This window comes from Rhizobium ruizarguesonis, from assembly GCF_012349115.1.
Classification (GTDB): domain Bacteria; phylum Pseudomonadota; class Alphaproteobacteria; order Rhizobiales; family Rhizobiaceae; genus Rhizobium; species Rhizobium ruizarguesonis.
Window position 1 is genome coordinate 16,876 of record NZ_PQIG01000094.1, and the last position, 11,635, is coordinate 28,510.

Consider the following 11,635-nt stretch of genomic DNA (forward strand, 5'->3'; position numbering starts at 1 on the left):
TTTCCCGACTTTTTCAACCACGTATTGGCGATCGAGGAAAGACTTGGCCGGTTTTTTGGCCGCTTTGTTTAGGAGATTTCGGTTGACGGGACCGACAACGCAATGCGAGCAGAATACGATCTCAGACTTGTTCTTTCAGTCGTCGACGATTTCTTCACGATCGCCGGCTATTGCGTGAGCTGACTTTCACCTTAAAACTAATCTGATCAAATCAGCCGCTACACAGAGACATCGAAATGGCACGTCCAAAAACCAAGAAAATGGGCATCTTCAAGTTTACTAACTGGCCGGGTGAGGCAGCCCAACCGACGCTGAGCGAGCACTCGGCATTTGTCGTTGATCACTTCGTGCGGTTGTTGGAGCCCGCGAGCAACGCGCGAGTTGTCGGCCTGGAAGTAGCGGCTGACGTCATCACACTGGTGAGGAGGAAGCGTAAGCCGCTTGTGGACGAAAGGTTTGTTGTAGCTTTCGATCTTCACGGATCGCGTACCACAGAGAAATCGGTCGCGTTGGTTTGCTCTGACCCCACCTACCGTGACTACTTGAGAGAAATGGTCGAGGCTGCATCAGGACACACGGGGTTCGATACGTCTGTGAGGAGCCTGATCGCAGGGAAAGTTTTCACGACGAGCATAGGGATTTCCTTGTAGGCCGCAGATCATTGTCAGCGACAAGCGATCCGAATCCGATACAGCCACGCATTTTAGCTAGCGCTGCTGCGCTTCCGTAATTACTTGCGGTCGACGAAATCGGGGGACACCTGCATGCGAGGCAGGCCCCAAGATGAATGAGAAAGTCGATTCCAACAGCTCGGAGGAGCAAGGACATCCTCAATATCACCAACGCGTTTGTTACCCGTAGTGCGAAGAAAGCATCCCATAAAAAAGCGGACGCGACAAGCTTTTCAGCACGCTACGCAGATCACTCTTCGTAAAGGTATTCCGACTTCGCCTTCATGAGGTGTAGGAAAGAGAGAGTTACTGTGGCGCGGCGGATCAGTTGGCCAGGCCCTGTGGCTGCGCCATCATTCCAAAATATGTTGAACGCTTGCGGTGATAAGACTCCGCGTCGAACTGGTTGGCTCCCGAGGCATCCAAGGCTTGTCCTTGCCGCGTCCTAAACTTCTTCAAGCCGACGGCCGAGTAGACGAACGGCGGCAGGTTGCTCCCGGGAACCGGGCACCAAAGTACGCCAGCGGGGTGTCCATTCTGCCAAACATAGTCTGGCAAGTTATCGAAACCAATCATCTGTTCCGCGATCGCTTTCAGGCCGTCGATCACGCTGGCGGCCCCATCCATTTCCGAAATGGTCACCTGCTGCTTCTCACCGCTGCAATGGTGATCGAAGTGGAAGATCATATAGCGATAAAGGCTCGTTGAAATATTTCCGGCGGAGTCCTTCTTTTGAACGAGATACGGTTCGAAAGACTTTCTGTTCGGACCGTTGTCATGCCAGACACCGATGATATTGATCTGTTGAGCGCCGGCGTCGAGATCCGGCTTGGTTTCGGTGCGGATACGAGCGAGGTAATTGTCGATAAATCTCGGCGCTCGCCCGATTTTCACTGCGCGGCCATCCACGAAGGTGGTCACTCGGTTTGCGGTCACGACAATCGTTAGATCGTTGCCTGGCAACAGGAGTTTGCCGATGTAGTTGGCCGTGTCCACATCAACAGGAAGGCGCTCTACAAATTTGAGTTCTGAAGCTGCTGACGACAAGCTGAAGTCCATGTTTTCTGCCCTTTGATAGAGTTCCTGACGGAAATGGTTGTCCGGATCTGAAGCGGTTGCAAGACGCAAGACGGTGACGTTCTCGTGAAATCGTCTCGGGCTACGTTGCGCGTTTCCATTGAAGACAATGGCATAGCCGCGCACTGGCCTCCGCGCGCCAATGCGTGCGCTCGTTGATTTGCCCCTCTACCAGCTCAACCGTGGCTCTGGCCCAATTGCCAGATAACGAACGGCCGTTGAAGGTCCTCGTTGAATCCACTCCGTCTCCAGCAGGCATTCCGGAGCGCCTTCGGCAGCCGGGCCTTGCCTTTCCTTGAGGACGACGTCGTCGCGCTGGCATCGGTCGTCATCATCGAACGCAGAAAATAACGCCTCATGAATGTCATCACCGTTGCGCACCTGAAACCAGGATCCTGTAGCCGTGGAACTGTTGGCGAGGTCTGTCAGTGTAATCGGTCCCGACCTCTCCGCTCGGATGACAAGCTCTCCTTGGAATACGCCAAAAACGGTCTGCGACATCTCCCTCAACATCCACTGTCTGTCCGCGTCCGATGCCTTCTCAGCCCAGATTGCCTTGAAGGCGTCGGCAAGACGCGACGTGATCTGGATCTTCTCTGAAGCCTCGGTCAAAGCCTCGGAAAACTCTTCCCGAAGCGGGTCGCTCGCTTCGGGGGCAAACACGTCTGGGTCGTAGTCGGGCTGCTGATCGGATGCCGTGACCGTGAACAGTTTCGACACGATGATCGGGAGATCCTCCTCATCGTTGTCATCGGCCGGATACCAGATGGCACCTTGCAGCGGCTTGAAGCCCGCAGTTTCGTGCGACATCTCCCTCACCCTTGAAACTTTTGCTGCCTCGGATTTCAGCACGTTGCAAATGGCGGCTGGAGAGGTCACTTCAAGCGCGAGCCAACCCTTGAAGCCTTCGCCGGGATAATCGTAGTCGAACATCTCGAGCATGTATCGCGAAGTCGAAACATTGCCGCCGTTTGAGACAACATGGATCACGTAGGGCTCGAAGCGCGGCTCCACGCTGAAGTCAATGTGGTACCAGACTCCGGTGAAAACTACGCGGTCGTCAGGTGCCTTCCTCAGTTTGCGAGACTGCTTGAGGATCGATGATTCATAGTTTTCAATGAGTGCTGCGAACGCCGTATTATCGGTCGGGTGGCCGAACATGTACGGTGTGATCTTCTTCCCGACTACCTCGATCGCTGCATCGGGTCCCGTGAACATCAATTGCGCGCCGTAGACGGGGCCTTCCAACTGCGTGCCATCGTGATAGCGAGCCGGGAAGGCTCCTGTAGTCAACCTGTAGATATCGGACGGGGTAGTCATTTGGCTCCTATCGACGCGTGTTTCTACCCGGGATACTCTACCCAGGCGTCGAGATGATTATCTTCGGATGGCTTGCCATCGAGAGCTAAGTTCGCGGTGGCTTGGTTAGATGCTTGCCCGGAAATCGGCGCCTGGCAAGCAGAAAATCGATCGTTTTCGATTGGCTGCGACAGGGCTCTCTGTCGGCAATCAGCTATGCGTACGCGACGCGCCGAATGGATCTTCGGTTTCGGCTTTATGTGACGTCGTGTAGCCGTACCACGCGAAATCTACGGGCTTCCACCCGCGGCTGTGATCCCAGACTACCTTGGCGACCTCGGCCACTGACAACGTATCGTAGGTCCACGGGCCGTCTTCCGCCGCATCCCAATAACCGAGTTCCGGTGACGGCTCCGACGCGTCTTCCAAGCAATTCTGGAACCAATAATCGACCTCATCCACAAGGCCACCGGTGCCCTTCAGTCCACAACGGAGTACCGATCGAATATGTTCGGGCGAACTGGACCGAAACCAATTCAGAAAGTGCGCAGCGCATTGCGTCACATGGTCGTGCACATGCAGCGGTGGGACGCAGTAATTGTTTTTAGGGCCGGCTTTTGACATCATGAGCTCCGTTTGTGCGGTACCAGTGATGAACACCTGGGAGGAAATTCCGACGAAGACAAGTGACGGCGCGAAAAAGTTTCGCAGCTGTCCGTCGCCAGAGTTTCCTTCAAAAAGCTGCTTGACCGCCCCGGCGATCCGAACTCATCATTAGACATGTTGAGCAATCGGGATTGAAGAATGAGCGAACTGTTGAATACCGCCGTCGCACGTCTGCAGTGCATGAAGGGCGACATCGAGTTGCTTGTTCATGCGCTCGCCGGCGCTGTTATTCTTGCTGCAGCCGAGGACGCCCGCGCTACGGCGGCTATCACCTGCAATGACAAGGGAAGCCTGAATGCCCAGCGTAAAGCCGAAGATAAAAAGGTCGCGCTGCAGCTCGCCTGGAGCGAGGCGAGGGACCTCGCCAATAATATCTCGGATCGCCTGGAGACTTGGCGGCGGCTTCAGGATCGAGTGGCCTAACGTCGATCAAAAAAGTGATTGACCATCCTGGATATCCGGGCGAGCCTGAATGCAAGTTGACCGCCCATGCCTGGATTTCTACAGAGCCGAGACTATGGATCCAATGTTCTCACTTGAGACCGCCAACGAAATCGTACGGAGAATGTCTCCGAAGATGAGCGCCTTGAAGCGTGCTGCGAAAGCTGGCGCCGCTCTTGTCATCGCGGCAGACGCATCGGCGATGGCGCGCTTCCGTTACCACGGCCACGCAGGGCTAGCCGCATGAAGGAGATTACTTACGGGTTCTCGCACCTGAGCGATTTGGTTGATCGCATCATGGAACATCTCGAGACCGCATCTAACGAAGCGCGCATCGCAACGGCGTTCGTGCTGTCCGTGCACCGAAGCACGGATCTGCTCGGTGCCATCAGGGATGTACTAGACGACCCTTACTTCAGTGGGCACAAAATTGCGGCCATTGGATCAGTGAATTTAGGGCTTCAAATCAGCTACCGAGAAGACAGCGTTGTGTACATCGCTGATCCGAGCGATCCCGAAGATTCAGCGGAGCGAGCAATCAGGAATCTAGAGGCGTCGCTCGGGCTAGCCGCTCCTTGACACCCCTGAGCGACTGCGTGGATCCGATATCGAGCGCGGGCCCCTCAAACCCCGCAGCGAGGTTGTCGGTCTCGGATGATCGGCAAATTGGACGGTTACGGCCCGCCCCCTGAGCGATGTCGCCCCCAAGGCCGCAGAGCAAGTTCGGAGACCGGCCAGCCGCTCTCTTTTGCCGTGCGATAGGCATCCTCGACGTCAGCGGCCTTCAAGACGATTTCGACGCCGACTCTGGCCGGTATCGATCCGAAGCGGATGATCGGTCGAAAGGACGCTAACCGAATTGACCGCGACCACCGCGTCACCGTTTTCAACATCGTGTATTCGGCGCTTGCCGAGCCCTGGACTTCAAACCCAGAACCCGCCGATAGAAATCGTCGAGATGCACTCGCGCTCGGCCGGCTATTGAGGTCGGGCGAGCTCACGGCAGTGTGGGTTTCCGATGAGGGCCATGAGGCGATGTGAGACCTCGTTCGCGCCCGGGCCGCTGCAGTCGAGACATTGCAAGTTCACCGACAGCAGATCAGCGCCTTCATGCTAAAGCATGGTCGTATCTATCCACGCAAGAAGAACTGGACGATGCGATATTTGCGCTGCAACCGGTGTCCCGCTGACACATTGTCCCGGCCGTCATAATCTGTGATCGGATTCCGTGGATGAGCAACGGGAGTTTCTCCATGGAGACTACATTGGAGGTTTCAAAGGCCTGGGCCTTTCCACTCATCCAAGGAGACCGACAGGATGATTTGCGCGCTGAAATCAATCTAGAATCGATAAGAGGTACTTATCGATGGTTAGACCGTCGTGAAAAATCCGCAGCCATGACGGAGCCAAGACGTGAGATCGCTTCTGGTTAATGGCGTATTTACCATGATTTCAAGGCGTTGAGATCCAACCAGACTATGCATCTTGCGCTCTCGCGGGGGTAAGCGGGGCTGATTTAGTGGCCGTGCCGACACAATCAGCATGTCTGATGCAGAAGGGTGGTCGTGCGCAAAGGGTCGAGGGCGTTCAGGCGCGTGCTGCAACCAGGGAGGCGAGCGGTGCCATAAGATGATCTTCGTCACCGATCCCCAGCCGATCGCCGAGATAGTGCCAGAACGACAGGCCGAGCCTTTGGCAGGTCTTCATCAGGCCGAGCATGACATCGCGCGCCTGCCGACCGTTGCGACTGACCGTGCCGCCGGAAATCTTATCACTTGATGACAAGTCCGCGCAGATCTCTTTCCGACGCATTGGTATGGAGCGGGGTTTCAGGCCGCTCCAGAACCCGCAGCAGTTCGGCCTTGCGGCGACCCAGTCGAACCAGCAGTTTGTCGAGGTCGCCATAACCGGTGCGCAAAGATCCGATCGAACCGGGCCTGAAGGCCCCGGGCTGCACGGGGATCAGGTCTTCGCTGAAAGGCTTTCAGGGCCTTGTAAAAGTGCCAGACAAGCTCGCGCAGGGTGTCGACGTGTTTCACTTGGCCGGGCGTCGCCGGCATCAGCTTGTGCAGCAAACGCTCGGCGTGGATCCAGCACAGCGCATGGGTGCCGACGCGGAACTGTCCGGCATCGTCGGATACGATCACCGCATTGCCGACCAGACCATGATGGCGGATAGCGCCCCAGATGCCGGCCTCGGCAAACGGGCGGATTATGTCCTTGTCGAAGATGTCGATACCATTGGCGGCCAGATACTCGAGAAACGGAACCTGATTGGCAAACCGCCGCGGCTCACATGTCTTCAAATGCGCCAGAAGGGCGGGGTCCACCTGACGGGCTTCCAGAAAGGTGAAGGCGGCATCGTTGAGAACATAGTCCTGATAGTTGCCGCGCAGCAGGGCCAGAAAGTTCAGACGCGACTTCGACGGGGTCGTGCGGAAGGCGGTGAAATGTTCACCTCCCCTTGATCTGGAGATCGAACAGGATTGGCAGCGAGACATTTTTTGGGCTCGCAAGCATGAAAATCCTGACAGCCCACATAAAGGATTGTCGTTGACCGCAAGTCGTCATACATGACAACCTATTGAGGTGAATCGGGGGCAAAGCTTGAATTCCAGAACGAGCGCAATGCGCCCATATCCAGACATGGCGCACCGATGACCCCGGATCAGTTCATCGCCAAATGGAAGCACTCGACGCTCAAAGAGCGTTCGGCCTCGCAATCTCACTTCAACGATCTGTGCGACGTGCTCGGCGTGGACAAGCCGACGGACGTTGACCAAAAAGGCGACTGGTACTGTTTTGAGCGGGGCGCCTCAAAAACCGCTGGCGGCGAAGGATGGGCGGACGTCTGGAAGCGGAGTCATTTCGGCTGGGAATATAAGGGCAAACGGAAAGACCTGACAGCCGCCTTCGCCCAGCTGCAGCAATATGCTGTCGCTCTGGAAAACCCGCCGATCCTTGTCGTTTCGGACATGGACCGCATCGTCGTTCATACGAACTGGACGAACACGGTTTCCGAAGTTCATATGATTTCGCTTGAAGAGCTGAGGGATGCGGGGAAGCGCGATCTACTGCGGTGGGTTTTCACCGACCCAGAGCGTCTGAAACCTGCCAAGACTATCGATGCGCTGACGCGCGAGGCCGCTGATAAATTCGCGGGCCTGGCGGGCCAGCTGCACCAAAGAGGCCATGAGCCGCATGAGGTGGCGCATTTCGTCAATCGGTTGGTGTTCTGCATGTTCGCGGAAGATATCAATCTTCTGCCGCGGCATCTGTTCACCCAGATACTCGATAAGGCTTTCCACAAGCCCTACATCGCGAAGGACCTGATGGAGCAATTGTTCGGCGCCATGAAGTCCGGCGGACTGTTCGGCGTCGATGAAATTGAATGGTTTAACGGCGGGCTTTTCGACAACGCCACAGCCCTGTCACTGACACGCGATGATCTGAAGATTATTGGCGAAGCAGCCGCCCTGGACTGGTCCGATATCGATCCTTCGATTTTCGGCACGTTATTCGAGCGCGGCCTGGACCCAGCCAAGCGCAGCCAACTTGGCGCGCACTACACCGACCCGGAAAAGATCATGATGATTGTCCGGCCGGTCATCCTCGAGCCGCTCTGGCGAGAGTGGCAAGACACGAGAGCGGCGATCGAAAAACCCCGCGCATCTGAAAAGCGCAAGCGCGATCTGCTAGGCGGCTTTCTGGAACGCCTGCGGCAATTCAGGGTCCTCGATCCCGCCTGCGGATCGGGCAACTTCCTGTACCTTGCCCTGCTGGGCCTCAAGGACCTGGAACACCGTGTCAACCTGGAAGCGGAGGCCATGGGCTTCGGCCGCCAATTCCCGACCGTCGGCCCACAGGTCGTCAATGGCATTGAGATAAATCCTTACGCGGCTGAGCTGGCGCGCGTGACGGTGTGGATCGGCGAAATCCAGTGGATGAGAAAGAACGGCTTCGACGTCGACCGCAAACCGGTACTGAAGCCTCTTAACAACATCGAATGCAGGGACGCACTGATCAATCCGGATGGTACGATTGCAGACTGGCCGCGCGTGGATGCGATCATCGGCAACCCCCCATTTCTTGGCGACAAAAAGATGATCCGGGAACTGACCGAAAGCTATGTTCAGTCGCTTCGACGACTCTACGGGCAGGTATTGCCCCAGGCAGGCGATCTCGTCTGTTTTTGGTTCGCCAAAGCTTGGCAGATGGTAGAGGCCGGACAGCTCCATCGCGCCGGATTTGTCGCGACGAATTCTATTCGATCAGGCTCGAGCAATAAGATATTGAAAGTCATCTGCGATCGCGGTCGGATATTCGACGCGTGGGATGACGAACCATGGGTAGTCGACGGAGCGGCCGTTCGCGTTTCACTCGTTAGTTTCGATCGGGGAGGCGACACGCCCGTAAAGCTCGATAACAAGGACGTGTCCGCGATTCATCCCAATCTGACAGCAGGGCAGAACAACGTCACGCGACGAACAACGCTTGCCGAAAATACGGGCGTTTGCTTCGTCGGCGTGATTTTGAATGGGTCATTCGAAATATCTGGCAATCAGGCACGCAACCTTCTTACGCGGCCTTTGAATGTCAACGGCAAGCCAAATTCCGATGTTATCCGCCCAACGCTCAACGGCGATGACTTCAACGGTGATCGGCCCGATAAATGGGTGATCGACTTCGGCACATCGATATCTGCGGCCGACGCGGCTTTGTACGAACGGCCTTTTGCATTCATCGAGGATAACGTCAAACCCTATCGGCAACGTCTCAATTCTGACGGCAACTTCGCCGTGCGCGCCAAGAATGAACGCGAAATCTGGTGGCGGCATGCAAGGCCAAGGCCCAAAATGCGGAAATCTTTGGCGGGGCTGAAGCAGTATGTCGCGACCCCCATGGTATCTAGCTATCGGACATTTGATTACCTACCCGTCTCAATGCTGCCTGATCAGAAGCTGGTAGTTTTTGCGCGAGAGGATGATTCGTTCCTCGGCGTCCTACAATCGAAGGTACATCATATCTGGACCATTGCGACATGCTCCTGGATCGGTGCGGGTAACGACGTCACGTACTCTAACACCGCCGTGTTTGAAACATTCCCGTTCCCAGACGGGCTTACACCAGCCCATTCGGCCAAGGAATGGGCTGCGGACCCACGAGCTCAAGCGATTGCACTCGCCGCAAAAGAGCTAAAGTCTCTTCGCGACGAATGGCTTCATCCCACCTCGCTGATCCGTAGAGAACCAGAAGTCTCGGCAGGCTATCCAGAACGCATCCTTCCTGTCGATAAAGAGGCGGCTGTGGAACTCGCGCAACGAACGCTTGGCGCTTTGTACAGTGCGCCACCAGCGTGGCTAAAAAACGCACACGCGAAACTCGATCAAGCGGTCCTGCTTGCGTATGGCTGGCCGATAAACATATCCGACGAAGATATCGTTGCAAAGTTGCTGGCGCTCAATCTGGCACGATCCTCCGGCGCCGGATCAAAGCCAACCTCGAAGCCGCGACAGCTGCCAACCCTGAAATCGAAGCCGAAAGCTCTAAAAAAAGCCAAAGCCACCGAAGTTTCTCAAAATCCGGCCTCATCCTCCCCAATCACGAAGGCCTACTCGACCTCTTAGGGTGTTCTTTCGTAAATGGACTGTTGCGCGGTCCGGCTTTTGGCGGCAAGGAATGACTGGTGCTTCGGATTTCTTTGGAAATCCTGAGGTGGGGGAAACAACGAATTCGGAGCAGTTGGCCGGCGCCGCGCTATGAGCGCAGATGCCCGCGCCGAGCAAAGAACGCATGACCGATATCGCAGACCCGCTGAATGATTGGATTACGGCAAGCACGCTGCCGGGAAGCGACGGTCTATATTTTCTGGGCACGTTCGAGCGGCGCATCACATTCTATTCCCAGCAGGTTCGTGCATTCCGCTTGGTCAGAGCGCTGCACGAGCGAGGCATCCTTAAGCCGAACGATACAGTGGCCGTTGTCGGTGGTGGCGCCGCTGGCGTGACTTGCGCATCGGCGTTGGGTCTTCTGGATTACGACGTTAGCCTGTACGATCCCGCGGTTGAAGTGCTCCAACTTCAGAGCGCCTCGCCTCGCCTGCTCCATCCCCATATCTACGAATGGCCAGCGCCGGGCTCGCTCGACAAGAGCGCCGGGTTGCCGTTCCTCGACTGGGATTTGGATACCGGCAAGCCGATCGCGAAGCGGCTAGCAGCCGAATTCCATATGCGACAGGTATCATCAAAGGATCGCGCGCATCCATTGATTTCGAGGTGCTCGGTTTTGATCTGACGGTGATCGTTATGATCCGAACTCGTCATCATTCAAGGGAATGGTCGGAAGATTTTCGCAAGCACGTCGACAGGATGCCGGAAGTCGTCGATTTTTACCGAATAGGCGGCGACTGGGATTACTTGATCAAGGTCATCACCAAAGGAATGTCGGGCTATGACGCTTTCTACCAGAAGCTGATAACCAACTTCGATCTCGCGACGGTGACCGGCTATTTTTCGATGGAAGCAATCATAAGTAATCGCGCAGTGGACCTGATGCGCACGCGGTGACGCCTACGCCGAATCCGCGGCGCACCCTGAGCGCGTGACATTCAAACCGGACTGCACAATTCCGGGATTAGGATGCCGCAAAGAGCGCCCCGGGAAGCGCAGGGCTCGCCGCGCGTCCGCTCGGCCTACTGTGCAGGCCCCTACTCACCCCGGACGGGATCTCAAGAGCGACAAGATGCCACTGCCTTGGGCAGAAGCGGCGTGCACCATGGCAGAGTGGGTTTGCTAAAAATCTCTGCAGGCCGAGTTGAAGCTGAAGATCAGGGACATCTGCCGGACACGAGTACGCTACCCCGGAAATTCCAGCTCCCGCTGGCCCAAAATCGGAGGGCACTTCAAAAGAACTGCTGGAGCGAACTCAAACTGGATAAAACTTGATGGCAAGGTCAATGGCAGATGGCTTCGAGCGGCCTGTGCGGTTTGACAATCGGCGATTTCAGTACGACGACGCTCAGATATCTCTCGATGCCGATATCCCTGTCGATCAGACGCTCCATGATTGTCTGGTACTCGACAAGCCCATTGGTGACAAACTTCACCAAGTAGTCGTAGCCTCCGGAAACCAGGTGACATTCAATTGCAGATTCCAATGTGTCGATCGCCGCAAGAAAGCGGGCGAAATCGACCTGTCGGTGGTTCCGAAGGGTGATTTCAGTGAAGACGGTCACGGTCCGACCAAGCTTGGCCAAGTTAATCTGAGCGGAGTAGCCAAAGATGTAGCCTTCCGCATGCAGCTTCTTTACGCGCATCAGACAGGGGCTTGGCGAGAGGTTGACGAGCTTCGCAAGCTCCGTGTTCGTCATGCGTCCGTTCTTTTGGAGTTCGCAAAGGATCGTGATGTCGATGCTGTCAAGTTTCATTCCCTTACCCCCTCCGAAAGCGCGGCATGATTTCGCTTCCGACTGCATCGAGCAG

The 11,635-nt window shown here is 56.1% G+C and carries 9 protein-coding genes and 3 pseudogenes; 7 read left to right on the top strand and 5 right to left on the bottom strand.

Features of this window, described 5'->3' with window-relative positions; all coding sequences use genetic code 11:
• The first annotated feature begins 236 nt into the window (after window positions 1-236).
• Complete coding sequence (locus tag C3Y91_RS24290) at window positions 237-650, top strand: hypothetical protein (RefSeq protein ID WP_168575905.1); 414 nt, start codon at window positions 237-239, stop codon at window positions 648-650.
• Between the two features lie 345 nt (window positions 651-995).
• On the opposite strand, the gene C3Y91_RS24295 is transcribed toward C3Y91_RS24290, so the two are convergent.
• From C3Y91_RS24295 to C3Y91_RS24305, 3 genes are all read right to left on the bottom strand, one after another.
• The gene (locus tag C3Y91_RS24295) at window positions 996-1,874 is read right to left on the bottom strand and encodes a hypothetical protein (RefSeq protein ID WP_168575906.1); all 879 of its coding nucleotides are present in this window, start codon (window positions 1,872-1,874) and stop codon (window positions 996-998) included.
• Window positions 1,875-1,916: 42 nt separating this feature from the next.
• Entirely contained in the window at window positions 1,917-3,068 is a 1,152-nt protein-coding gene (locus C3Y91_RS24300) for a hypothetical protein (protein ID WP_168575907.1), read from the bottom strand.
• A 189-nt stretch (window positions 3,069-3,257) separates the two neighbouring features.
• Window positions 3,258-3,671, bottom strand: coding sequence for a hypothetical protein (locus C3Y91_RS24305; protein WP_168575908.1), 414 nt, complete (start codon window positions 3,669-3,671; stop codon window positions 3,258-3,260).
• A 180-nt stretch (window positions 3,672-3,851) separates the two neighbouring features.
• Here C3Y91_RS24305 and C3Y91_RS24310 point away from each other — a divergent pair, with 180 nt between their 5' ends.
• The 3 genes and pseudogenes from C3Y91_RS24310 to C3Y91_RS24320 all read left to right on the top strand — a co-directional run.
• Entirely contained in the window at window positions 3,852-4,136 is a 285-nt protein-coding gene (locus tag C3Y91_RS24310) for a hypothetical protein (protein WP_168349685.1), read from the top strand.
• Between the two features lie 261 nt (window positions 4,137-4,397).
• Window positions 4,398-4,733 (top strand): hypothetical protein, encoded by a 336-nt coding sequence (locus tag C3Y91_RS24315; RefSeq protein WP_168349684.1) that lies wholly within the window; start codon window positions 4,398-4,400, stop codon window positions 4,731-4,733.
• A gap of 354 nt (window positions 4,734-5,087) precedes the next feature.
• Window positions 5,088-5,321, top strand: a pseudogene (locus C3Y91_RS24320) (IS110 family transposase); the annotation flags it as partial.
• A 420-nt stretch (window positions 5,322-5,741) separates the two neighbouring features.
• Here C3Y91_RS24320 and C3Y91_RS38105 read toward each other — a convergent pair.
• Window positions 5,742-6,616 (bottom strand): annotated as a pseudogene (locus C3Y91_RS38105) (IS66 family transposase); the annotation flags it as partial.
• 195 nt (window positions 6,617-6,811) lie between these two features.
• Here C3Y91_RS38105 and C3Y91_RS24330 point away from each other — a divergent pair.
• The 3 genes and pseudogenes from C3Y91_RS24330 to C3Y91_RS24340 all read left to right on the top strand — a co-directional run.
• Entirely contained in the window at window positions 6,812-9,781 is a 2,970-nt protein-coding gene (locus tag C3Y91_RS24330) for a class I SAM-dependent DNA methyltransferase (protein ID WP_210267748.1), read from the top strand.
• A gap of 166 nt (window positions 9,782-9,947) precedes the next feature.
• Window positions 9,948-10,448 (top strand): NAD(P)-binding protein, encoded by a 501-nt coding sequence (locus tag C3Y91_RS24335; RefSeq protein WP_168575892.1) that lies wholly within the window; start codon window positions 9,948-9,950, stop codon window positions 10,446-10,448.
• Window positions 10,391-10,720 (top strand): annotated as a pseudogene (locus tag C3Y91_RS24340) (Lrp/AsnC family transcriptional regulator); the annotation flags it as partial. The gene C3Y91_RS24335 and the pseudogene C3Y91_RS24340, both read left to right, overlap by 58 nt.
• A gap of 386 nt (window positions 10,721-11,106) precedes the next feature.
• Here C3Y91_RS24340 and C3Y91_RS24345 read toward each other — a convergent pair.
• Complete coding sequence (locus C3Y91_RS24345) at window positions 11,107-11,580, bottom strand: Lrp/AsnC family transcriptional regulator (protein WP_168575909.1); 474 nt, start codon at window positions 11,578-11,580, stop codon at window positions 11,107-11,109.
• Window positions 11,581-11,635 lie beyond the last annotated feature (55 nt).